The organism is Alkalinema sp. FACHB-956 (assembly GCF_014697025.1).
Classification (GTDB): Bacteria; Cyanobacteriota; Cyanobacteriia; order Leptolyngbyales; family Leptolyngbyaceae; genus Alkalinema.
This window is the reverse complement of the sequence record NZ_JACJRC010000030.1, coordinates 37,705-60,668: the sequence shown is the minus strand read 5'-3', so window position 1 is coordinate 60,668 and position 22,964 is coordinate 37,705. Positions and strand designations below refer to the sequence as shown.

At 50.6% G+C, this 22,964-nt stretch carries 19 protein-coding genes; 10 read left to right on the top strand and 9 right to left on the bottom strand.

The features are described 5' to 3' along the window. Positions 1-96: 96 nt before the first annotated feature. From H6G21_RS21750 to H6G21_RS21735, 4 genes are all read right to left on the bottom strand, one after another. Positions 97-1,005 carry an ABC transporter permease subunit gene (locus tag H6G21_RS21750; protein ID WP_190575898.1) on the bottom strand — a complete coding sequence of 303 codons (909 nt, stop codon included), beginning with the start codon at positions 1,003-1,005 and terminating at the stop codon, positions 97-99. 7 nt (positions 1,006-1,012) lie between these two features. Next, positions 1,013-1,618, bottom strand: coding sequence for a cytochrome c biogenesis protein CcdA (locus H6G21_RS21745; RefSeq protein WP_190575896.1), 606 nt, complete (start codon positions 1,616-1,618; stop codon positions 1,013-1,015). A gap of 64 nt (positions 1,619-1,682) precedes the next feature. Next, on the bottom strand, positions 1,683-2,687 hold the full coding sequence (locus H6G21_RS21740; protein WP_190575894.1) for a hypothetical protein: 1,005 nt from the start codon (positions 2,685-2,687) through the stop codon (positions 1,683-1,685). A 196-nt stretch (positions 2,688-2,883) separates the two neighbouring features. Then, the gene (locus H6G21_RS21735; RefSeq protein WP_190575892.1) at positions 2,884-4,458 is read right to left on the bottom strand and encodes a tetratricopeptide repeat protein; all 1,575 of its coding nucleotides are present in this window, start codon (positions 4,456-4,458) and stop codon (positions 2,884-2,886) included. 230 nt (positions 4,459-4,688) lie between these two features. Between H6G21_RS21735 and H6G21_RS21730 the strand changes: the two genes are divergently transcribed. Continuing rightward, positions 4,689-5,024, top strand: a complete 336-nt coding sequence (locus H6G21_RS21730; protein WP_190575890.1) for a gas vesicle protein — start codon at positions 4,689-4,691, stop codon at positions 5,022-5,024. Positions 5,025-5,213: 189 nt separating this feature from the next. On the opposite strand, the gene recA is transcribed toward H6G21_RS21730, so the two are convergent. Then, positions 5,214-6,320, bottom strand: coding sequence for a recombinase RecA (gene recA, locus H6G21_RS21725; RefSeq protein ID WP_190575888.1), 1,107 nt, complete (start codon positions 6,318-6,320; stop codon positions 5,214-5,216). A gap of 331 nt (positions 6,321-6,651) precedes the next feature. Here recA and xseA point away from each other — a divergent pair, with 331 nt between their 5' ends. Continuing rightward, on the top strand, positions 6,652-7,935 hold the full coding sequence (gene xseA, locus H6G21_RS21720; protein ID WP_190575886.1) for an exodeoxyribonuclease VII large subunit: 1,284 nt from the start codon (positions 6,652-6,654) through the stop codon (positions 7,933-7,935). A gap of 80 nt (positions 7,936-8,015) precedes the next feature. Next, positions 8,016-8,258, top strand: coding sequence for an exodeoxyribonuclease VII small subunit (gene xseB, locus H6G21_RS21715; RefSeq protein WP_190575883.1), 243 nt, complete (start codon positions 8,016-8,018; stop codon positions 8,256-8,258). A 299-nt stretch (positions 8,259-8,557) separates the two neighbouring features. Here xseB and dcd read toward each other — a convergent pair whose 3' ends face one another. Both dcd and H6G21_RS21705 read right to left on the bottom strand, forming a co-directional pair. Further along, on the bottom strand, positions 8,558-9,139 hold the full coding sequence (gene dcd, locus H6G21_RS21710) for a dCTP deaminase (protein ID WP_190575881.1): 582 nt from the start codon (positions 9,137-9,139) through the stop codon (positions 8,558-8,560). Positions 9,140-9,258: 119 nt separating this feature from the next. Further along, complete coding sequence (locus tag H6G21_RS21705) at positions 9,259-9,795, bottom strand: P-loop NTPase family protein (RefSeq protein ID WP_190575879.1); 537 nt, start codon at positions 9,793-9,795, stop codon at positions 9,259-9,261. 380 nt (positions 9,796-10,175) lie between these two features. Here H6G21_RS21705 and H6G21_RS21700 point away from each other — a divergent pair, with 380 nt between their 5' ends. The 3 genes from H6G21_RS21700 to bchB all read left to right on the top strand — a co-directional run bounded on the left by H6G21_RS21700 (position 10,176) and on the right by bchB (position 13,502). Beyond that, the gene (locus H6G21_RS21700; RefSeq protein ID WP_190575877.1) at positions 10,176-10,727 is read left to right on the top strand and encodes an adenylate kinase; all 552 of its coding nucleotides are present in this window, start codon (positions 10,176-10,178) and stop codon (positions 10,725-10,727) included. Between the two features lie 97 nt (positions 10,728-10,824). Further along, positions 10,825-11,562, top strand: a complete 738-nt coding sequence (gene rph, locus H6G21_RS21695) for a ribonuclease PH (RefSeq protein WP_190575876.1) — start codon at positions 10,825-10,827, stop codon at positions 11,560-11,562. A gap of 413 nt (positions 11,563-11,975) precedes the next feature. Beyond that, on the top strand, positions 11,976-13,502 hold the full coding sequence (gene bchB / locus H6G21_RS21690) for a ferredoxin:protochlorophyllide reductase (ATP-dependent) subunit B (protein ID WP_190575874.1): 1,527 nt from the start codon (positions 11,976-11,978) through the stop codon (positions 13,500-13,502). Between the two features lie 1,374 nt (positions 13,503-14,876). Here the strand turns inward: bchB and H6G21_RS21685 are convergent. Further along, positions 14,877-15,560: a hypothetical protein gene (locus H6G21_RS21685; protein WP_190575872.1), complete on the bottom strand. Its 684-nt coding sequence runs from the start codon at positions 15,558-15,560 to the stop codon at positions 14,877-14,879. 491 nt (positions 15,561-16,051) lie between these two features. Here H6G21_RS21685 and dxs point away from each other — a divergent pair, with 491 nt between their 5' ends. The 4 genes from dxs to H6G21_RS21665 all read left to right on the top strand — a co-directional run bounded on the left by dxs (position 16,052) and on the right by H6G21_RS21665 (position 20,934). After that, a complete protein-coding gene (gene dxs, locus H6G21_RS21680) occupies positions 16,052-17,944 on the top strand; it encodes a 1-deoxy-D-xylulose-5-phosphate synthase (RefSeq protein ID WP_190575870.1) in 1,893 nt (630 codons plus the stop codon). Between the two features lie 224 nt (positions 17,945-18,168). Beyond that, positions 18,169-19,065: a trypsin-like peptidase domain-containing protein gene (locus H6G21_RS21675; protein WP_190575868.1), complete on the top strand. Its 897-nt coding sequence runs from the start codon at positions 18,169-18,171 to the stop codon at positions 19,063-19,065. A gap of 91 nt (positions 19,066-19,156) precedes the next feature. Continuing rightward, entirely contained in the window at positions 19,157-19,537 is a 381-nt protein-coding gene (locus H6G21_RS21670) for a hypothetical protein (protein WP_190575866.1), read from the top strand. A gap of 317 nt (positions 19,538-19,854) precedes the next feature. Further along, entirely contained in the window at positions 19,855-20,934 is a 1,080-nt protein-coding gene (locus tag H6G21_RS21665) for a PRC-barrel domain-containing protein (RefSeq protein ID WP_190575864.1), read from the top strand. A gap of 127 nt (positions 20,935-21,061) precedes the next feature. Here H6G21_RS21665 and ftsH read toward each other — a convergent pair whose 3' ends face one another. After that, complete coding sequence (gene ftsH, locus H6G21_RS21660) at positions 21,062-22,891, bottom strand: ATP-dependent zinc metalloprotease FtsH (RefSeq protein ID WP_199307373.1); 1,830 nt, start codon at positions 22,889-22,891, stop codon at positions 21,062-21,064. Positions 22,892-22,964: the final 73 nt, after the last annotated feature.

The following is a 22,964-nucleotide window of genomic DNA, read 5'->3' as shown; positions in this document are numbered from 1 at the left end:
TATAAAAATTAATATTTGAAATGATGGGAAGCGATCTACCTTCACTTTGTAAAGTCACAGACAAATTATTTACTGTTAATAATGAGATGGTAAGGTTCATTCGTAACTTACCTTTTCCTTGGGATCAAATGCATCTCGCAGACCTTCTCCGACGAAACCTGAAAGTAGGATTGTAAAAAATAAAGCAAGGGAAGGAAAGGTGATAAGCCACCAAGTGGTTAGTCGTTCTCTTCCTTGGCCAATGAGTTCCCCCCAAGAAGGATTCGGAGCCGGAATTCCATATCCTAAAAAGTCTAAGGCAGATAAAACTGAAATTGCGGAGACAAGTATAAATGGCAAAAAAGTAACCAGTGGGGTTAACGCATTTGGCAATAGGTGTTTCAAAATAATGGATGTGGAACTTGCTCCTAAAGTTTTAGCAGCATCAACAAATTGTTGGCTTCGAAGTTTTAAAAATTCACCTCGCATATAGTAACTTAAACCAATCCAACTGAGCGCGCCATATGTTACGAGGAGCACCATAAAACTACGACCAAAAAATGCTCCCATAATTAAAATTAAGTACAAAAATGGAATTGCAGATAAAATTTCGATGATTCGTTGTAAAATTAAATCGAGTCTGCCTACAAAATATCCCTGAATTCCGCCAATAATGGATGCAAGAATGATTTCCAAAAATACAAGTATTAAACTAAAGGTCATAGCAAGCCTATAGCCATAAATAATTCTTGTAAACACATCTCTACCACGATCGTCTGTTCCAAACCAATGGATGAGCGAAGGTTTACTTGGGGGATTACTGCCCTCTTCTAAACTTTCTAGATTGTCTTCGTTTACTCCATAGGGAATGGGAGGAAATAACATTAAATTATTTTTATTTTGGAACTGAATTGATTTATTAAGTTTTTTATAATTTGGTTCTGTCAGATTTTCTCCACCAAAATTTGATTCTGGATAAAAAAACAGAATCGGAAATGAAACTTTACTTTCATAGTAGACAAACAAAGGTTTGTTATTTGGTGCAGGGAGAACTGATCAAGGCAAAGGTCAGCCCAACCCCATAGGGGCCTGTGAACAACGCCTGCAACCAAGGTCGATCGATCGTCTGACGCGGAGTCATACTATCTGCAAATAATCTCGGGAATTGGGGCAGATGAATGATATTCGCTAAACTCAACCCCATCAGAATAATCAGCAGACCCACCCCAAGCTGAAAGTAACCTGTGAACTTAATTGAAACAAACCCTGCAAGGGAAGAGAAAACACCAAATAGGCTGAGAATCGTTACAACTCCCAACACAAAAAATCCTGCCTTTGCAAATGCATCCCAACGGGATTGAATATTGCGAGTGCCAATGTAACTCAGATTGACTGGAAGTAACGATAAAATACAGGGCGAAATGCTGGCCACCAATCCCCCCACAAAAGAGAGGCTGATGAGCGTCGGTAAACCATGGGCTTGCTGCTGGCGAAACCACAGGCGATATTGCATTGCCAAACCGTTCACCAATCCGTCAAAACTTCTCGCCAAGGGACTTTGGCTAAGCCAGTGAACCACCATCACTGACAGGAAACTGCCCAAGCCGAACAGCAGCAATATCAGGAACTTTTTTGCCATTGTGGAGCCAGAACTGAGTAAAGATTAAAATTATTCAAGCTGGAAATCATTCAAGCTGAGCAGGCTATTCACTAAAATTGCGCGGGCCTTGATATCCCGACAAATCCGCTAATTCCTCCAGAGACAAGCCTCCTCGACGGTATTCCCCATTAATTTCCCAGGTGGGATAGGCTTCAATTCCCGCAGCATCACACCGATCGGGTTGGGGTGTTGTCCCCCTCGGATCACATTCGATGTAATTAAATTGATGGCGGCCTTCCCGAAACAGTTCTTTCTGCCAGTTACAAGCAGAGCACCAATAGGTTCCATACATCTTTGCATTGATCTTGTTGAGATGTTGAACCAAGGTCAGTTCAGCCGATCGGGGCATGGATGGGGTGGAATCGCTGGCTGAAGCTAGGAGCGTGGATGCATTAGAATTCTCTGCATTCGGATTCTCTAATTGCTGGAGACTGGCTTTGGCCACCTGAGCATTGGCTGAATCCCCCTGTTTCGTTAACAGATCAGTAGCTTTACGAAGATCCGCGATTGCCTGGGTTCGGTTGCCCCATTTGACATATTCATCCGCCCGGTTGAGATAGGCCAAGGCGAAGGTACGGTTTAGTTTGATCGCTGCGTTAAAGTCTTTGAAGGCTGCCGTCGAATTGTCTAGACTAGAATAAGCAATGCCTCTGTTCAAGTAAGCTTCTGCAAGTTTGGAATTCCATTTGATCGCTTGATTCAAATCTTGAATGGCTCCTTGATAATTAGCGTTGGCAATTTTACCAACCCCTTGATTATTAAAAGCCATCGCTTTACTTTGGGCCGGACTGAGCGGGGCCGCTTTAGCTTGCGTTTTGACCTGCTGTTTAGCCTGCGTTTTAGCTTGCGTTTTAACCTGTGTTGAAGTTTGTGCTTTCGTTTGAGGATCTGCAAGGGCCGTAGCTTGAGGTTTAGGATTGAGCGCAGATTGTCCACGATCGAGGATTGAGCAACCTCCAGTGAGTACAGTAGCCCCAAGCACGATCGTAACTATCCATCTGAACGGCAAACCATGGATGAGAAGAATGACGGGAGAGGCGATTTCCATAGGGCAAAGTCACGCAGCAGCAACGCGAAAAATTCAGGGATGATGGAGGATAAATTCAGTTGTAGCCTGTTGATTTCCTGAAGTTTGAAAATGTAGTTTTTCGTTACTGATCATCACCATTCCAGAACTTTGTCTACGTTGTGCTGGCGTGATGGGGCAGAGGCTCCCCCACTTTGGACAGATGATGGCCGATGGCCTATCGTTTTCTGCGCTCCGGCAGGCGGGCAGGCAAAGACCAACGATTTGCTAGGTTGAACCAGCGTCGTTGTAACTGCTTCACCCGACGGTTATCCGTTAGCGAACCTGCCAAATCCCCCGTGGCTTCGCGCAGTTCTGCCCGATCGCTCAACGCAAGCTCCGAAAACGGATCGACCGCGATCGCCCGATTTAAATCTTGCATTGCCGCTGCCATTTGTTTTGTTTGTTGATAGGCTTGGGCACGATCGATTAACGCCAGGGAAAAATTCGGATCAACGTCCAAAACTTGGTTGAAATCCGCGATCGCGCTATCAAACTTTTGCTGCTTTAAATAAGCAGATCCCCTCGCTTGATAGGCCAAAGAAAACTTGGGATTGAGTTGAATAGCTTTGTCAAAATCCGCGATCGCCCCATCCACCCGTCCCGCTTTGAGCCGCTGGCTACCCCGATGATAGTAGGCAGGCGCATAGTTAGGATCCTTAGTAACCGCTGCCTCCAAGAAATCACTCTCTTGATTGCGTACCCATAAATCCAAACCCACCCGAATCAATTCGGGGGCTGTTTCAGCCAGCTTCATCGTAGGAATTTCAACTTGGACGCCCGTTTTGGGTAGAGGAAAGTTCGCAGAAACTTGTGCCAACGGCTTGCCTTGGGTCAGATACCACTCAGCTTGTCGAGCGTCGGCTTTGGCTTGGGACACATCCCCTAACGCAACGTGCAACTTACAGCGCTGCTTATAAATATCAGACTTTTCGAAGCGTGAAGAGGTACTGTTGAGCGCCCGATCGTAGTCCGCTAAAGCCTGCGATCGTTGATTGGCTAAGGCATACAAATTCCCCCGATCCATATAAAGCTTATGGAGATCCGTATTGACCCAACCTAGCAAAAACGCCCAATTTTTGTCATTGCTTTGTTTTTTGCCCACCAATTTAATGGCTTGGGTGTAGTCCTGAATCGCGCTTTGCCAATTTTGGAGTTGCTGGTAAGCATAGGCGCGGTGGAGCCGATATTCAAAACCGTTGGGACGTTTAGCAACGAGGCGATCGTACTCCGCGATCGCGCCTTTCCAGTTTCCTAATCCTTCCAGACTCTGCACCAGACGCACCTGAACTTCCTCATGCTCCGGCTCCAGTTCCAACACCCGGCGGTAGTCCGCGATCGCACTCGCAAAATCTCTAAAATCTCGCTGCCTCAGCCAGCCCCGCTGCTGGTACGCATCGACATAGTTGGGAGCCAGTTCGATCGCGCGACTGATCGCAGCTAGCCGGATATCTGAATCATAGGAGTTCTGGGCTATTTCATAGAAGGCGGCAGGCGTTTTTGGCAAGTCAAATAACTGTACCGACGGGTCGTATTTCGGCCAAGCATCCGCCGCCAAAGGATTCACTTCCAGCAACAAGGGACTCGCTGCACAAATGGCTTTCGCTTGGGATGCATTCGGAAGTTGCGGTCGCCGGGAAGTTGCGATCGCGGCATCTACACCAATGCTGCTGAAGCATCCACCCAGTAGACAAATGAGGCCAACAGTGCGCCCACGCCCCACTTGTCCCACGGCTACCTGACCAACCGTCAACCCATTCCCAAAAAGTCGTCTAACCCATTTGAGTGAGTAAAACGAAACTGTCTGCGATCGTGTTCTGGCCATACCTGGTTCACTGCTTGAATTACGACTTGAATTACGACTTGAATTACGACACGGATGTGCAATCTTTCTGCCACCATTTTAGAAATTTATTTTCTCAAAACGTGATAAATCACTCTACAGGGGGAATTCTAAAACTGACCTTTTAGGAGACCCTTTGCATGCGACGTCCCCCCCATGCCATCCATTCCAAAATCAGCACTATGCCCCGTCCCAAAACCGAGGCGAGTCAATACCTGGATCTGTACAAAATGGCGATCGAAAAAAGCCGCCTAGAAAACGAACTGGCCACGATCGAACAGCGTCGCCTCCAGATCGAGCAGCGGCTGGAACAGTTGGCCCAGAAAGCCGTGGAATTGGAGCAGTCAGCCTTGTCTACCGCCTTGTCTGCCAGTGCGGTGACCAGTCCTGAGTCCACCCGTACAGAGTCCAAGCCCGCTTTACACCTCCCTGTCCTGAATCGATCGGATTACCAGACCTTCGTGCTGGAATATTAATTCGTATTGAAGTATTAATTAGAATCCATTGACGAGGCGATCCAGCCTAAGCAGAGAACAGAGTCCTTTCGCACACCCGCTACACTCAACAATCTATGAAACGTCCTACGAAAAAGGGTTCACGATCGTGAACCCTTTTACCCTATCTAGCGGAAACAAACGTTAAACCGTAAGCGACCACCCAATGTCCTATTGATCAGCCTCCGGATCAAAATCATCCTCTTCATCCTCCGGCTCGGCATGACCCACCGTATTCGCCGATACCTGTGCGCCCATCTCCAGTTTTTCCCGTACCAGCTTTTCAATTTCCTGGGCTAGTTCAGGCTTTTCTTCTAGGTATTTAATCGCATTGTCACGGCCTTGGCTGATGTTGTCGCCGTTGTAGCTGTACCAAGCACCCTTGCGGGAAATGACGTTGGTTTCTTCCGCCAGATCCACCAAGCAACCCAGCGTGGAAATTCCCTTCCCGAAAATCACATCAAACTCGGCAATTCGGAAGGGTGGCGCAACTTTATTCTTGGCAACCTTTACCTTCGCCCGAATCCCAAATTCTTCGTTGCCCTTCTTCAGGGTTTGAATCCGGCGAATGTCTAACCGCACCGAAGCGTAGTATTTCAGCGCTTGGCCGCCCGTCGTGGTTTCTGGGCTACCGTAGGTGACCCCGATTTTTTGGCGCAATTGGTTCAGGAAGACAACCGTACAGCCGGACTTCCCAATGTTCCCCGTAATTTTCCGTAGCGCTTGGCTCATCAACCGCGCTTGCAGACCTACGTGGGAGTCACCCATTTCCCCTTCAATTTCTGCCCGGGGTACCAAGGCCGCCACCGAGTCGATGACGACAATATCCACCGCCGCCGATCGCACCAGTTGATCGACAATTTCCAAGGCGGCTTCCCCGGTATCGGGCTGGGAAACGAGCAGGTTATCAATGTCTACGCCCAGATTGGCGGCATAGGTCGGATCAAGGGCGTGCTCTGCATCCACAAAGGCTGCGATGCCTCCCTGTTTCTGCACTTCCGCAACGGCATGGAGCGCCACCGTTGTCTTACCGGAACTTTCTGGCCCGTAAATTTCAATTACTCGACCCTTGGGCATTCCGCCCCCCAGGGCCAAATCCAGGGTCAGCGCCCCACTGGGGATGGTTTCCACTTTCATGCGGGTGGCATCACCGAGGCGCATGATGCTGCCCTTACCAAAGTTGCGTTCAATTTGCCCCAGGACTAAATTGAGGGCTTTTTGCTTATCAGCATTTGCCTTATCGGCGGCGTTATCCGAGGAGGATGCTTTGGGCGGCATTCGTGAACTATCCTTTGAACGTGTAGGATTTTTGGAGCTTGGCGCGTCTGCCAATGGCATATCCCAGTCTAGCGATTCTTTAGCCAAGGTTCTCACCCACCTCTTATAACACAGAAGTTTACTGATAGAACAAATATATCATAAAAACCGGATTGAGTAGAACAAATTTATTATTTTGCTGGCGGCGATCGCGGATTTCCGTCCCGAAGCGTTTTACAATGCTGTCTACGGGCAAGGTTCTCCTTAGAAACGCTCTACAATCAGCGGTGCGCCTGTCTCAAGTTCTGTAAATTCGTTTGTTGCCTCAGTCTTGTTCTGTAAGGGCTTGTCTATGTTGGATGACCTACGATCGCACCTAGATTCCCTCGACGAGGCGGACTCCGGATTTCCCCAGGGGACGCTGACGGTAGCAGGCGTGGCGACTTATATTAAGGAGTCCCTGGAACTGGATCCGAATTTACGGCAAATTTGGGTGCTGGGGGAAGTCTCTAGCGTTAGTCAAAGTGCGAAGGGCATTCACTTCACCTTGCAGGATCCCGTTGGCAAGCAATCGCTGCTTTGTGTGGCTTGGAACAGCTATGCCCATCGCCTGAAAACCCTGCCTAGTGCGGGGGAACAGGTGATCGCCCTCGGTGAAGTTAAAACCTATATTCAGCAGAGCCGCTATCAACTTCAGGTCTATCAAATTTTGCCAGCAGGGGCGGGACTGCAAGCACTGCGCTTCCGGCAACTCTACGATCGCCTCGCAGCGGAGGGCCTCTTTGATCCCGATCGGAAACGCCCCCTGCCCAGCCATCCCCAAACGATCGCCGTGGTCACCTCTCCCAACGCAGCCGCCTGGGGCGATATCCAAAAAACGTTGCGGCATCGGTATCCTGGTTTGCAGGTGTTGCTCTCTCCGGCGATCGTGCAGGGGGAAACGGCTCCCGCGTCGATCGCCGCCGCGATCGATCGGGTGGAAACCGATGGGCGGGCGGAGGTGGTGATTTTGGCGCGGGGGGGCGGTGCAGCGGAGGATTTGGCTTGCTTTAATGATGAGTGGGTGGTGCGGGCCGTGGCGCTGTGCAAGATCCCGGTAATTTCTGGGATTGGCCATGAACGGGATGAGTCGCTGGCGGATTTGGCAGCGGATTATTTTGCCCACACGCCCACGGCAGCGGCGGAAGTGGCGGTACCCTGTTTAGCGGATTTGGCGATCGCCCATCTCGATCGGGTACAGGCGTTACGGGATGCCATGGAAGCCGCGATCGCCGATCAACAGATTCGTTTAATGCGCTTGCGCGATCGCTTAACCCGCGTCCGACCCGATCGGCAATTGCACCAGGAACAACAGCGCCTCCATTGGCTCAAAAAGCAGTTGATGCAATCTATCCAGCAGCAATTACAACAGGCTCAACAGCACCAGAAATTGTTAAAAGAAAAGTTAATCACCCTAGATCCCAATGCGGTTCTCAAACGTGGTTATGCCGTGGTGCGATCAGAAGGCCAAATTGTCCGATCGAGTCAACAGGTACAGGTGGGCCAATCGATCGCAATCAAATTAGCCCAGGGTTCCATGGTTGCCCAAATTACCGAAATCCCATCGGACGCAGTAACAGAGCATTCAACAGAATGATTCAACCAATCATTAACCAGAAGTGTTAACCAAACATTCAACCTGAGTCAACGTTCAAATCAGTGATTGCGGAGGACAGCATGGTAACCAAGCGGAAGAGCAAAACGGAAACGCTCCCAAACAATTGGAACTACGAAGCAACGGTCAGCCAAGTTGAAGAAATTTTAGCGCTGATCGAATCGGGGGATTTGGACTTGGCAGAGGTCTTCGATCAGTTTACCGTCGCAGTCGAACGTTTGAAGGAATGCGATCGCTTTTTAGCCGATCGGCAAGGTCAAGTAGACTTACTGATCGAAAGTTTATCCGATGAACCAGACTTTTAATCGCACTGTCCCTGCTGTCATAGCATCGCAAAGAAAAACGATCGCGCTTTCCCAAGGAGAAAACTGCGATCGTCACAAACTTCAAGAATCACACTTCCACGGACAAACTTGTCTTCCCAACTTCTAGGGCTATACCAAATTGATTTACTACTGCTACAGATCCGATCCCCCCTAACCCCCCTTAATAAGGGGGGGATTTGACTAAATTTTCTCAAAGTCCCCCTTATTAAGGGGGATTTAGGGGGATCGTTATGTGTGGCAATCACAAATTAATTGGGTATTAAATGGGTAACGCCCCCCTACACCCGAGCTAGGGTCACTTGCTGCAACTGATCCTGGTACTTCCCATTGCGAGTTTGATAACTCACCGCACAGGGCGCACCCTCAAAGAACAACAACTGCACAATTCCCTCACTGGCATAAATCCGGCAATCCGCGCTAGAAGAATTGGAAAATTCCAACGTCAAATGCCCACGCCAACCAGCCTCAGCAGGCGTTAAGTTAGCAATTAAGCCAATGCGAGCATAAGTAGATTTACCAATGCAAATCACAGTTACATTATCAGGAACCGCAATGCGCTCCAAGGCAACGCCTAAACCATAGGAATGGGCAGGTAAGATGAAAAATTCACCCTGCTCATCTTTGTGTAGCTTGGCTGGCTCAAGATTTTCAGGATTAAAATTTTTCGGATCGACAACAGTACCCGGAACATGGCGGAAAATACGAAACTCATTGGGCGAGAGACGCAAATCATAACCGTAACTGCTCAAGCCGTAGGAAATGACAGGATTCCCTTCAACACGGCGCACCAACTGCGGCTCAAACGGCTCAATCATGCCCTCTGCCGCCATTTCCTGAATCCAAGTGTCGTTCTTAATCATGTTCTGTAGACAAGGTCGAATGTAGATAAGGTCGATCGGTTAACACTGGAGTAACCCAGCAAATAGTAAACGATTTAGTAGCGCACTCTGGACGAAATGATTCCCCTCAAGCCCAAACCCTAGGGTTGATGACTGCGACGGAGTTCCGTAATTTGATCCGCCACATCCAAAATCACCTCCGGCATATCTGGCCCCGTTAGAATCACATCCACATGCTTAGGCCGCTTGCGAATGAAATCCAACACTTCCATCGGCGGAATCAGGCCAAACTGCATCGCCACACTCAGCTCGTCCAACACCACCAGGTCATACTGCTCGTCATAGACCATGCGTTTGGTGTATTGCCACAGGTCAATCAATGCGCGGGCTTCCTCTTCGCTGACTTGGGGCGTATCCAGGCAACGGGTAATGCCACACCGCACCCAGTCAAGATGCTGCCCCAGTTGCATCGGTCGATCGTAGCCCTGGCCGATGCCCCCTTTCATAAACTGCACCACTAGCACAGGCGTTCCCTGACCTGCAATGCGCAACGCCTGCGCCATCACACTAGTAAAAAAGCTGCGGTGGGGACAGGTAAAGACTTGAACTAATCCCTCGATCGACAGATTGAGCGATCGGGAGGTACCAACGGCAGGACGCTGTAGTTGAGAAACCATAGGACAAGGGTGAACAGAACGAGGGGGCTGAACTGAAAGAACTGAAAAAGTTGGTAGGACAGATACAAGCTTAAGGATGACTTCAAGTCCATGTTTGGATCCTGAGTAGGTTTAACCTCATACTTTCTGATGTCTAGAAAGCCGCTAGATTAAGACTCACTGTGAGACACATATAGTGCGAGAGTCACCCTATTGGCGATATAAAACACTATATACAGAGGAGTGTCAATAGAACTCTTGTACTTATTATTCTAGCGGCCTTGTCAAGAGCGGGATGGGCCAAATCTTTCGCAGAATCACGGCGGATCATCTGGAAGGGGACTGAATAAAATAGTCATGCAACCCCTAACCTATGTCCAGTAGTCAGAGGAGCGATCGCCATGCGCCTAATTATTCTGGGAGGCCCCGGTTCCGGTCGCAGTACCCAAGCCCAACGCCTTGCCGAACAGCTTGCTGTCACCGTCGTTTCCACCGGCGAAGTCCTCCGGGATGCGATCGCGGCGGAAACTGAAATTGGCAAAAACGTCAGCACCTATGTGGAAAAGGGCGAATTGGTGCCCGATGAGTTGATGATTGAATATATCAAAATGCGGTTGCTTCGTCCCGATGTGGCTCAGGGGTGGATCTTAGAAGGCTATCCCCGCACAGCGTTTCAGGCAGAAGAACTCGACTTTTTACTGGATAGTTTGAATCAATGCCTCACCTTTGCCGTTTCCTTGGAGGTTGCCCCAGATCTCTTGCTGCATCGATCGCTCAGTCGCGCCCGCGAAGACGATAACCACGAAGCGATCGAGCGGCGGATTGCCCTGCACCAAGAAATCACCCTGCCGATGCTGGATTATTACGAATGGCGCGGTAAGCTACTCCGGGTGGATGGGCAGCACTCCATTGAAGCCGTCACCCAAGCGATCGTGGATAAGCTGCCTACCTAACGCCCCCCTTCCAAGACGCAGGATTTTTTATGTCTCCTTTACGGCAGGTCGAGGAGTTCCCCTGCTATCCTATTGCCAGCGTTTTGAGGAATGGGGCATGGTTTGGCAGCGTCCTGACGGTCGGCAACCCGATCAACTTCGTCCGGTGAGTTTTGAGCGAGGCTTTACGAAACATGCAGCGGGATCCGTCCTAGCGAAGTGTGGAGATACCCACGTGCTGTGCACCGTTTGCATTCAGGAGAAAGTTCCTCGGTTTTTAGAAGGCAAAGGTCAAGGGTGGCTGACAGCAGAATATCGGATGCTCCCCGGAGCCACCCACGATCGCTGCGATCGGGAATTTATGAAACTATCGGGCCGCACCCAGGAAATCCAACGCCTGATCGGTCGCAGTTTGCGATCGACCTTGGACATGGAAAAACTGGGGGAACGGACGTTAATTGTCGATGCGGATGTGTTGCAGGCCGATGGAGGCACCCGCACAACGGCCATTACGGGGGCATTCGTGGCGCTCCAGGACGCGATCGACTCCTTGCTAACCCGTGACATCCTAGAGACCTCTCCCTTAATCCATCAAGTGGCAGCTGTTTCTGTGGGATTGATTGATGACGAAGCCTTTCTGGATCTAAATTACTTGGAAGATGTGCGCGCTGATATTGATTCCAACATTGTTATGAACGAAGAAGGCGGGATCATTGAGGTACAAGGCACCGCAGAAGCGGGCAGCTTTAGCCGTCGCCAACTCAATCAAATTTTGGATCTGGCTGATCAAGGCATTCAAGAACTCTTCCTCCTGCAACGGAAAGTGAAACAACCCCTCTACGCCCTCAGTTGCTAGAGGGGTTTATTTAAGGGGCTGCCTCACCCCAATCAAGTTAGGGCTGCCCCACCCCGATGAGAGTTTTGCCCCCGCGATCGGTTACAGAACACTAAGAATCGTTTCGTCTCGTGTCACAACAATTGAGTCGGTCAAACATCGCAAGGTATAAGAGAGGAACAGGCCGTGCAGAGTGACGGGTTTCCGCTTCATTGCGTCTAACGTTACTGCGCTCAACTTCGCTCCGTTCAACTTCGCTATATTCAACTTCACATTCAACTCCACTCCATTCAACTTCACTGCATTGTTCCCATTGCGTTGAATTCTGGGTTGAATCTTGGGTTAAATCTTGGGTTGAATTCCCGTTGCCAAGTTGCGCCGCTGCACCTCCCGTTCGATCCGAAGCATCACTGCGCTTAGTTTGGAGAGACTCTATGAAATTGGCCTACTGGATGTATGCAGGCCCCGCGCACATCGGCACCTTGCGGGTGGCAAGTTCGTTTAACAATGTCCATGCAATTATGCATGCGCCCTTAGGCGATGATTATTTCAACGTGATGCGATCGATGCTGGAACGCGATCGCAATTTCACCCCAGTGACCGCCAGTGTGGTCGATCGTAATGTGTTGGCGCGGGGATCCCAGGAAAAAGTGGTGGACAACATCACCCGTAAGGATCGCGAAGAACATCCCGATCTGATCGTTCTGACCCCAACCTGTACTTCCAGCATCCTACAAGAAGATTTGCAGAACTTTGTGGAGCGGGCGAGCCTCGATGCCAAGAGCGATGTGCTGCTAGCGGATGTGAACCACTATCGGGTCAACGAACTGCAAGCCGCCGATCGTACCTTGCACCAAATTGTTGAGTTCTACACGGAAAAGGCCCGCAAAAAAGGCGAACTCCCAACGGACAAAACCCCAGAACCGTCGGTGAATATTTTGGGAATTTCCACCCTCGCCTTTCACAACAACCACGACTGTACAGAACTCAAACGCTTGATGAAAGACCTTGGGATCACGGTCAATGCGGTGATCCCCGATGGGGCTTCCGTCCATGAATTGAAAAATCTCTCCCGTGCCTGGTTCAATATCGCGCCCTACCGTGAATTGGGGCCGATGACCGCCCAGTATTTAGAGCAAACCTTTGGCATGCCCTGTATCGACATTACGCCGATGGGGGTAGTGGAAACGGCTCGCTTTATCCGGGCTGTGCAAAAGCTACTCAACGATCGCGGTGTGGCTGTGGATTACGAAGAATTCATCGATGAGCAAACCCGCTTTGTTTCCCAAGCTGCTTGGTTTTCTCGATCGATCGACTGCCAAAACCTGACGGGCAAAAAAGCGGTGGTCTACGGTGATGCCACCCACGCAGCAGCGATTACCAAAATTCTGGCGCGGGAAATGGGCATTCACGTCGTCTGGGCGGGCACCTTCTGCAAATACGATGAAGCGTGGTTCCGCAATGAAGTGTCGGAATACTGCGACGAAATTCTCATCACCGATGACCATACCGTCGTGGGCGATGCCGTGGCTCGGGTGGAACCGGCAGCCATTTTTGGTACCCAAATGGAACGCCATGTGGGGAAACGCTTAAATATTCCCTGCGGCGTCATTTCAGCACCGATCCATGTGCAGAACTTCCCGATCGGTTACAAGCCGATGTTGGGCTACGAAGGAACGAACCAATTGGTGGATTTAATCTACAATTCCTTCACCCTAGGCATGGAAGATCACCTGTTGGAGATCTTTGGTGGCCACGACACCAAGGAAGTCATTACCAAAGGCTTATCCAGTGATACCGAGATGAACTGGAGTAAGGATGGCTTGGCAGAACTGAACAAAATTCCCGGCTTTGTGCGGGGCAAGGTCAAACGCAATACGGAGAAATTTGCCCGCGATCGGGGTCTTTCAGAAATCACCGCTGAGGTGCTTTACGCTGCCAAGGAAGCAGTTGGGGCCTAGTCCGCTAGTCCGGTATTACCGCATACCTATTGCCGCATAGCCATCGCTGCATAATCTGAAGCCTCCTGGGGAAATCCCCAGGAGGCTTCATTCACTCGAACTGTTTTTCGTCAGTTAACCCTAAAAAGGAGCCTATACCCACTCAACAAATCGAATGACAAAAAGTCGATGCCATCCGTCATGCTTCTGATATCTCGCATCTGACTCAGAAACGATTCTCAGTAAATCTCATTACGTGACTACTCAACCATTGATTTCAGATATTTGTATAGAGTTTCCCTTGGTATCACCCTCAATGTAAGCTAGTGTTTCTCTATAGGATTACTCTACAGGATTACTCTACAGGATGAATCCATAGCGTAACTCTACGGTTTAACCCTATGGTTTAACTCTACGGTTTAACTCTACAGCTAACCTTGCACTGTCACCCTCTGCCCAGAAGCCATATCCAGACTCCATGCTGAACTCAGTTCGGATTTTTAACTCCATTCTGTCCTAGGTTTGCTCCTGCAACAGGCTGCAACATTGCGACAGGTGGGTAAGATCTCTAACTTAAGATCTCTAACTCAGACCTCTAATTAAGATCTCTAACTGAGATAGCTAGCGAAGATGTCTGGCTAGCGACTCCTTCCTACCTGTATGGCTGGAAGGTTGTTTGTTCAGGACAGTGCACTGTGCAGCGATCGGGTGTGCAGCGATCGGGATTGACTACAGCAATGCCACGAGCAAAAGAAAGAGGATCATAGCGATCGCCGATTGGGCAAAAACGGAGCGTTCGGTATTATCTTGCAGAACAACTGGCTTAAACATAAGGGCACCTCTGGAGCGCGTTAGTGGATGAGGCTGTGAACTAGGAAATCAAGGTTGCAGAGTAAGACGTTGTGATCATTACTTGACTCCTTCTAACCGGGATCTTCCCTTGGGGTCAATCACTTTCCGGACAACTCTATCTTAAAGAAAATAGAGCGAATTATTTGTGATAACTGTCTTAAGTTCTAGTGATTTTTAGGTAAATCTAAGTTGATCACTGGGGGTATCGCCTGGGGTTAGTATGCCCCAAATTCGCGCTGAATCAACCTACTGATGCTTTTCTCAAGCCGAGAGCCTTAAGAAAATATGTAATGAGTGATGCCTAAGATTTTTTTTGTCGTCATCGTTTGATGGCAATTCTGCCCAAGAAATGGCCATTGTCTAAAAGCTACGTCGCTTTCTCAGCAGGAGTTCTAAGCAGATCGTGAATGTCTGAGTAGACCCATGGGTAGAACAGCCTAAAAATTACCAAAGGGACACCAATAACGAATTGGTATCCCCGAGTAAAAATGCCTAGAACAAACAATTAGAACAAGCGCCTAGAACAAGTGCCGAAAAATGCCTTTAGAACCGTTGAGGGATGACATTCGACGTTGGGTTCGGCGTTGGGTTTGGTGTTGGGTTCGGCATGGGTGAAGGCATGATGACTGGCGCAGGGGTGCTGGGTGTAGGGATGACTGTTGTTGATTGGTTAGGGCCTAGAACAGAGTCCAAAGGAACCAGTTGTAAATCCTTAGGCCGATCGCTGGCATTAATGCAGACATCCAGTCCTTCTCGGGTTGCAAGCTTGAGGGGATCCCGACCTAGCCCAGTCACACATTCTCCAAACCGAACGGGCAATAAACTCTTACGGCAATATTCCAGCACATCAGCCATGGGAGCTTGCTTATCCTGAAAATGAATGTCCGTCACACATTCTGCCAAGTCCAAGGGCCGACGGACTCGCCGACAGGCAGAGAGCGCTGCGTCGGCCCCCAACGTCGCTTTGGTGACGCGCTCTACACAGTGGCCTAGGTGCTCGGGATGGAGATCTTGGGCACAGGCCAATCCGGCGACGTTGCCCTCCACCCCCGCTTTCACCACCGTTTTGGCACAGGTTTCATAGGTGTTGGCCATTGCAGGTCGCCCAGTCCCCATGCCAACGCCCAAGCCGGAAATAACCAATAGGCCCAGGCTAAGCCGGGATAGACTAAGCCGGAATAAACGGGGCCGGGATAAACCAGGATTGAAGATTTGAAGCTTCAGCATAGATAAAATGCGATCGCACAATAACAAGACATAGCTAGAAATCACGGTGACCCAACTTAAAACTTCCCCAATTTTTCAGGTTTGACCGCTAAGAATGGCTCTAAACGCACACTGGTAACACCGGGAAAGAATCATCCTTCGTTGGGGGAATTTTTCAGTTCCCTGAACAAAAACTGGGCACGATGGCCGTAACTCTTTCGCCATCTTTGCACATCTTCATCAAATTGACTCAAACCGTTGCGAAATGCATCAGAGAAAGCTGAATGCGACCATTTGATGAACTACAGTGAAAAAAGCTAAAGTTACACCTTTGACTTGTAGCGATCGAGTAGCGATCGATCCCTGCCTTGTACTCTGCGGACAAACCTAACCTGTAGCTGAGACAATGGATCCCGCGATCGCTATAAGCTGAATGCTATACAGACACCTGTGAATGATACAGCTACCTGTTAAATCGCCAATCCACTTAGCGTACAACCGAAGGATACCCCATGCATCTGAGTGAAATAACCCACCCTAACCAGTTGCACGGTCTGTCAATTAAGGAGCTCCAGGACATTGCTCGTCAGATTCGTGAAAAGCACCTCCAGACAGTCGCTGCTAGTGGGGGCCACCTCGGACCCGGCCTTGGTGTTGTTGAATTGACTCTGGCTCTCTACCAAACGCTCGATCTGGATAAGGATAAGGTGGTTTGGGATGTTGGCCACCAAGCCTACCCCCACAAATTGATCACGGGTCGTTACCACGACTTCCATACCCTGCGCCAAAAGGATGGCATTGCGGGTTATCTCAAGCTGGGTGAAAGTAAGTTTGACCATTTTGGAGCAGGTCACGCTTCCACCAGTATTTCCGCTGCCCTGGGGATGGCCCTAGCCCGGGATGCCAAAGGGGAAAATTTCAAATGCGTAGCCGTGATTGGCGACGGATCCTTGACTGGCGGGATGGCACTGGAAGCGATCAACCACGCGGGACACTTGCCCAAGACCAAGTTGCTGGTGGTCTTGAATGACAATGAAATGTCCATCTCCCCCAACGTGGGTGCCATTCCCCGCTACCTCAACAAGATTCGCCTCAGCCCGCCCATGCAGTTCCTCAGTGACAACCTAGAGGAGCAAATTCGCAATCTGCCCTTCTCGCCGGAGTTAAACCGAGTGAAGGAAGGGATGAAGCGGTTGGCGGTGTCCAAGGTGGGCGCTGTATTTGAAGAGTTGGGCTTTACCTACATTGGCCCGGTGGATGGACATAACCTGGAAGAGCTGATTAAGACCTTCCGCGAAGCCCACAAGCATCCTGGCCCGGTACTGGTGCATGTGTCCACCGTCAAGGGCAAGGGGTACGAAATTGCTGAGAAGGATCAGGTGGGTTACCACGCCCAGAATCCCTTTAACCTGGCTACTGGGAAAGCGATTCCTTCTAGCAAACCCAAGCCCCCCAGCTACTCCAAAGTATTCGGCGAGACTCTTTCTACGTTGGCAGAAAATGATCCTCGGATTATCGGGATTACCGCTGCGATGGCCACGGGGACGGGGTTGGATATTTTCCAAAAACGGGTGCCCAAGCAGTACATCGACGTGGGGATTGCAGAACAGCACGCTGTGACCCTGGCAGCAGGCTTGGCTTGTGAGGGGATGCGCCCGATCGCGACGATCTATTCCACCTTCCTCCAGCGGGCCTTCGACCAGATCATCCATGATGTCTGCATTCAGAATCTGCCGGTCTTTTTCTGCATGGATCGGGCGGGGATTGTGGGTTCCGATGGCCCGACGCACCAAGGGATGTACGACATTGCTTACCTGCGTTGCATTCCCAACATGGTCATGATGGCTCCCAAGGATGAAGCGGAGTTACAGCGGATGCTCGTGACGGGGATTAACTACACCGATGGCCCGATCGCCATGCGCTATCCACGGGGCAATGGCTACGGGGTGCCCCTGATGGAAGAGGGTTGGGAACCCTTGGAAATCGGTAAGGGTGAAATTCTGCGCCATGGCGATGATATTTTGCTACTGGCCTATGGGTCTATGGTTTACCCCAGCTTGCAAACGGCGGAAATCCTGCATGAGCACGGCATCGAAGCAACGGTGGTGAATGCTCGGTTTGCCAAGCCGTTGGATACGGAGTTGATTCTGCCGCTGGCGCAGAAGATCGGTCGCGTGGTGACCTTTGAGGAAGGTTGCTTGCCCGGTGGATTTGGCTCTGCGGTGGTGGAAGCGCTGATGGATGCTGAGATTACGGTTCCGGTGACGCGCATTGGGGTTCCCGATCTGTTAGTGGAACATGCGACGCCAGAGCAATCCAAAGCGGAGTTAGGGTTGACGCCGCCGCAGATGGCCGATCGTATTCTCAAGATTGTGCAACCTGCCCTGTCTAAAGTTGGCGTGTAAGCCCAATCCAATTATTTTCAATCCAATCACTTAAGTGGAAGGAGGGCCGATCGCTCTCCTTTTTTCTTTTTGCCTGGATGTCCCCCCTGGCCAGGGTGAGGGGGCCTCTGCCAGTTTATTGGGCCGTGAATGGAAAACTAGTGGAGTAGTCTCGACGCGCTGAAATGAAATTGCCATAATTAGCCTATATCCCATCAGGGATAGTTAATTCACCTGATTTTGCTATGGCAATTCCAAAGATCTCGAAGTTTCTTGTGTTGGTAGCATTACTCACTGGGTCGATCGGAACAGAGGCCATGCTGCTTGCGCTTTCCAGTCCAGTCCAAGCCCAGGAAGCCCCCCCTCAAAAGCCGCCGATCGGGGTAATTGGCCAAGACGATCGCGTGACGCCTTCCTACAGTTGGATGAAGCGTAATAAGCGAAAAGCGGTAGGGCAATTGGAAATTCAAAAAGCGGACGGAAAATTCTATAGCTGCACCTTTACGGTCGTGGGGACTAATCTTGGGTTAACCAATACCCATTGCCTTTTGGATGATGAGGGGAATGGGCCACTGCAAGTAAAAGCCTATGCAATATCCCACGGTAGTCGCTATTACAAAGCTGCCAATGTGGATGTGATTTGGACAGGACTCGATTTTTCTCCCAGAACGGTCGGCGATTATCGTCGCGATTGGGCGATCGTGCGATTTAACCGTAGTCTGGGCAAATCCACGGGATGGTTCGGCCAAACAAATTGGTCTACTGATATCAATCAAGCAGGATTAACGGCTGTTGGCAAAAAAGTAAACCTCATCGGCTACTCAGGGGATTGGCCGACGGCGGAAAAAGCGCAACCTGGTGACATCCGAGGTCAAACTCCTGGCGCTCATTTTAATTGCAATTTTCTGTCTGTAGAAATTGGTCTTATTATCCATGACTGCGATGGAACCCCAGGATCTTCGGGTACTGGAATTCATACCCGCAATCGTAAACTTCAAGGGCTACAAGTCGCGACCGTCTTTGATCCAAAAACTAAAATTACCGCTTTTAGTGTGGCGGTGCCGATCGATCGCTTCATGCCTGCCCTGGTAGCCTTGCGGAAAACTAAAGGTGCAGGGTCAACGATCGTCCCTCGGATCTAACGCAGAAACACTTCAACCGCAAAACTTCAACCGCGCAGTCAGCGAATCAATTGATCCAAACCTAAAGCGCTTCAAGGATAGAAGAATAGTTATGCATCAGAAACAGATTGTCTTAGGTACTGTCGCGATCGTGTTGCTGGGAGCAGCCGTGTCTTGGGGCATTGCCAGCCGCGCTAACCCACAGCCGCAACAGGATTCTCTATGCGAAATGGAAAACTCATCTGGGCAAACGGTGGATCTTTCCCACATTTGCGGCAAGTCTTCCAGTCCAGCACCACGCTATAAGCTGGATCCCAATGCACCAGCCCAAATCATTATGATTGGCAAAGATAAACCCTCCGAACTCTGGAATACGGTACCGGATTTGCCCACTTCGCCCAAAATGGGTAAGACCTATGAGCAAGGCGCAACCAGCCAACCCAAGATGATGCCAGAAACACCGGAAGTGGACGGCGAAGATTTAGCTGAATAGAGGCTCTAAATTAAGCAGTAGCTAGCCCTGAACTTTGCTCCAACCGGTATCCGATTGCCGTCCGGTGTGATCTAGGTTACTGAAATCACTGGTCAGGGCTAGCGTTTATGCCGCACCGCTAATTGCCATGGGATGGACTCAATAGGTGGCAGACTCAATGCTGTCCCCATGATGCCCTCCAGTCTATTCTGCATTAAGGCGGTTGCAGGGTAGGGGCAGTCCTGTATCGGAAACCCGCACTCGACTCCACAACGCCACGCCGATCGTGATTTGGTAAACTTAAGCAGAATTCATCCACGTAGGCTTCGAGATTAGTAATGTCAGCAGAATTTCGCCAACGCACCGATCTCCTGGGCACCCAAGTCATCACCCGCGACACGGGGAAAAAGCTAGGTGTCGTGAGTCAACTTTGGGTCGATATTGATAGCCAGGAAGTGGTTGCGCTGAGTCTGCGACCCAGTTTGTTCTACGGAACCCCCCAACCCATGATGCTGAGTAGCATTCGGCAAATTGGGGATGTCATCCTGGTGGATGACGAAAATGTGATTGAAGACATTGATGTTGAACAGTTCAATAGCCTGATCAACTGTGAAGTCATTACCGAAACCGGAGAAGTCCTAGGCAAGGTGCGGGGCTACAAGTTCGATATTGACAATGGCAAGCTGGAGTCCCTCACGATCGCGTCCCTGGGGTTTCCGCTCATTCCCGATCAAGTCGTTAGTACCTTTGAATTGGGGGTGACGGAAATTGTTAGCAGCGGCCCCGATCGCCTGATTGTCTATGAAGGAGCGGAAGAACGGCTAAATCAGATGACCGTCGGGGTCTTAGAACGCCTCGGTCTGGGTAAAGCGCCCTGGGAGAAGGATGAACTCTACGCCCCCCCCAGTCCTGTACGCATTGAAAATCAATTGCCCTCAGGTCAGCGGGTTCCCTTAGAAGCCCCGCCCCTGCGTCGTCCCCAGGTGGAAAGCGTAGAGGAAACCTGGGATGAAGATAACTGGGAACGCCAGCCAGAACCGCTGGAGCTACGGCAACCCCCCCAAGCCCGCCAGCAAGCGCGGTATTTAGAGAACGAACCTGCGGACAACTGGACGAACGCGACCACCCGCGATCGCTACGATGAACCCTACAACGAAGATGATGATGCCGACGACTACGAAGATGTTGAGTTCGCGGAAGTCGTCGAGGAAGTCGTAGATGTCACTCCTGTGGTGGAGGTTCAACCTACTGATGCAGCCAAGGCTGCGATCGTTGAACCCGAGGCCACGATCGCCGATGCCTCTACACCGGAGGAAGCCTCAGCGGAAGATCCTTGGACGGATCCCGAAGCGACAGAATACAAGCCACAAGCGCTGAATATTCCTGACAAAGTGAAGCAACCTGAATACGAAGAGTAATTGGGAGGAAGTGACTCGGGCGAAGTCTCGGAAATACTGCATCCATTCATTCATCTACGAGAAAGGGGAGATCCGCTAGCGGATCTCCCCTTTTGAATCAATTAACTTTTCTCAAGTCGTTAGGCGGCTAGACAGAAATCATAACTTCTTCAGTTTTCGCCTGATACTCCTCAACCACTTGGCGGAACTCATCTCCCTCTAGCATTTCCTTTTCTAGGAGCAGATCTACTAGCCGATCCATCAGCGATCGATTCTCCAACAGAATCCGTTTTGCTTCCTCTAGACATTGCTGGGCAATTTCTCGAACCTTGTGATCGATTTGGGTGGCCACTTCTTCCGAGTAGTCAGTTCGGGTTAAATTCCCGCCCCGAGTGGCATAGACATCGCCCGCACCTTCCAGTGCCACCAATCCCATTTCCGTCATGCCATAGCGCGTCACCATTTCCCGTGCGGCACTGGCCACGTAACGGATATCGCTGCTGGCTCCCGCAGTGACTTCATCGTGACCGAAGACAATCTCCTCCGCTGCCCGCCCGCCCAGGGTCAGGATAATCTGATCCATCATCCAAGCTTTGGTATACAAGCCGCTGTCTACCATGTCTTCGTTAAAGGCTTGCTGGGCAAACCCACCAATCCCCCCCGATCGGGGAATAATCGTCACCTTGTTTAACGGATCAGAACGCTTTAGCAGAGTCATCAGCAAGGCATGGCCCACTTCATGGTAGGCAATCAGCCGTTTTTTCTTACTGTCAAGTAGCGGGGTCAGCGTTAGCCCAATCGTCAGGCGATCGATCGCATCTTCCACCTCTTCCATGGTCATAGCTTCCTTGCGTCGCCGGGCCGTCAAAATGGCAGCCTCATTCAGCAAGTTGGCCAAATCCGCACCGGAGAAACCGGGTGTCCGACGGGCGATCGCCTCTAGGGAAACCTCTTCTTCAATCTTTTTGTTACGGGCGTGAACTTCCAAAATGCCCAAGCGCCCCTTAAAGGTGGGCAAATCCACCGTCACCTGGCGATCAAATCGGCCTGGACGCAGGAGGGCTTGATCCAAGACATCGGCTCGGTTGGTGGCAGCGATGATAATCACACCGGAATTGCCCTCAAACCCGTCCATTTCTGTCAGTAACTGGTTCAGCGTCTGTTCCCGCTCATCGTTGCCGCCACCATAGCCAATACTGCGCTGACGACCGACCGCATCAATTTCATCGATGAACACGATGCAGGGGGCATTTTCCTTGGCTTTTTTGAACAGATCCCGCACCCGGGAGGCCCCAACCCCGACAAACATTTCCACAAATTCCGACCCCGACATGCTGAAGAAAGGCACGCCCGCTTCTCCCGCGATCGCCTTGGCCAGCAAGGTTTTCCCGGTTCCCGGCGGCCCAACCAGTAACACACCCTTGGGAATACGGGCACCCACAGCGGTAAACTTCTCAGGCTTCCGCAGGAAAGTCACGACTTCTTGAAGTTCTTCCTTGGCTTCTTCAATCCCGGCTACGTCGTCAAACACCACGCCGGTTTTTGCCTCCATTTGGAAGCGGGCACGGGACTTACCAAAACTCATAGCTTGACCAGGGCCACCGGGGCCATTGGCCGATCGCCGGATGACAAACATGACGGCGGAAATCAGCAAGAGAAACGCAAGCAACTGGATCATGATGCTGATCAGGGCGCTGTTATCTGCCGATCGCTCCACACTCCAAGCCACTTTTTGGTCATTCAGCAGATTGATCAGTTCATCATTCCGCTCCAGCAACTGCACTTCAACAGGCTGATCCTTCTTCGGCGCATCCTTTAAATAAACCTTGGCCACTTGCTGAGTGGGATCAATTTTGACCTGCTCCACTTTGTCCTTGCGGATGCGATCGAACAAGTCCCCATAACTCAAGGGGCTTTGACGTTGCTGGGCAAGGACAGGGCTAGCTAGCAGAACGGTCTGGGAAATGGCCAGACCCATTAAAAATTTCACAATACCCGCCGATCGAAAGGGCGATCGAGCGCGGGACTTTGTTTGCTGGTGGGGCTTCCCT

Coding starts and splice junctions, on each gene's coding strand:
- H6G21_RS21745 (WP_190575896.1), bottom strand. CDS start 1,618: ATGGCAAAAAAGTTCCTGATATTGCTGCTGTTCGGCTTGGGCAGTTTC.
- H6G21_RS21740 (WP_190575894.1), bottom strand. CDS start 2,687: ATGGAAATCGCCTCTCCCGTCATTCTTCTCATCCATGGTTTGCCGTTC.
- H6G21_RS21730 (WP_190575890.1), top strand. CDS start 4,689: ATGCGACGTCCCCCCCATGCCATCCATTCCAAAATCAGCACTATGCCC.
- recA (WP_190575888.1), bottom strand. CDS start 6,320: ATGCCGCCCAAAGCATCCTCCTCGGATAACGCCGCCGATAAGGCAAAT.
- xseA (WP_190575886.1), top strand. CDS start 6,652: ATGTTGGATGACCTACGATCGCACCTAGATTCCCTCGACGAGGCGGAC.
- xseB (WP_190575883.1), top strand. CDS start 8,016: ATGGTAACCAAGCGGAAGAGCAAAACGGAAACGCTCCCAAACAATTGG.
- dcd (WP_190575881.1), bottom strand. CDS start 9,139: ATGATTAAGAACGACACTTGGATTCAGGAAATGGCGGCAGAGGGCATG.
- H6G21_RS21705 (WP_190575879.1), bottom strand. CDS start 9,795: ATGGTTTCTCAACTACAGCGTCCTGCCGTTGGTACCTCCCGATCGCTC.
- H6G21_RS21700 (WP_190575877.1), top strand. CDS start 10,176: ATGCGCCTAATTATTCTGGGAGGCCCCGGTTCCGGTCGCAGTACCCAA.
- rph (WP_190575876.1), top strand. CDS start 10,825: ATGGTTTGGCAGCGTCCTGACGGTCGGCAACCCGATCAACTTCGTCCG.
- bchB (WP_190575874.1), top strand. CDS start 11,976: ATGAAATTGGCCTACTGGATGTATGCAGGCCCCGCGCACATCGGCACC.
- H6G21_RS21685 (WP_190575872.1), bottom strand. CDS start 15,560: ATGCTGAAGCTTCAAATCTTCAATCCTGGTTTATCCCGGCCCCGTTTA.
- dxs (WP_190575870.1), top strand. CDS start 16,052: ATGCATCTGAGTGAAATAACCCACCCTAACCAGTTGCACGGTCTGTCA.
- H6G21_RS21675 (WP_190575868.1), top strand. CDS start 18,169: ATGGCAATTCCAAAGATCTCGAAGTTTCTTGTGTTGGTAGCATTACTC.
- H6G21_RS21670 (WP_190575866.1), top strand. CDS start 19,157: ATGCATCAGAAACAGATTGTCTTAGGTACTGTCGCGATCGTGTTGCTG.
- H6G21_RS21665 (WP_190575864.1), top strand. CDS start 19,855: ATGTCAGCAGAATTTCGCCAACGCACCGATCTCCTGGGCACCCAAGTC.
- ftsH (WP_199307373.1), bottom strand. CDS start 22,891: ATGGGTCTGGCCATTTCCCAGACCGTTCTGCTAGCTAGCCCTGTCCTT.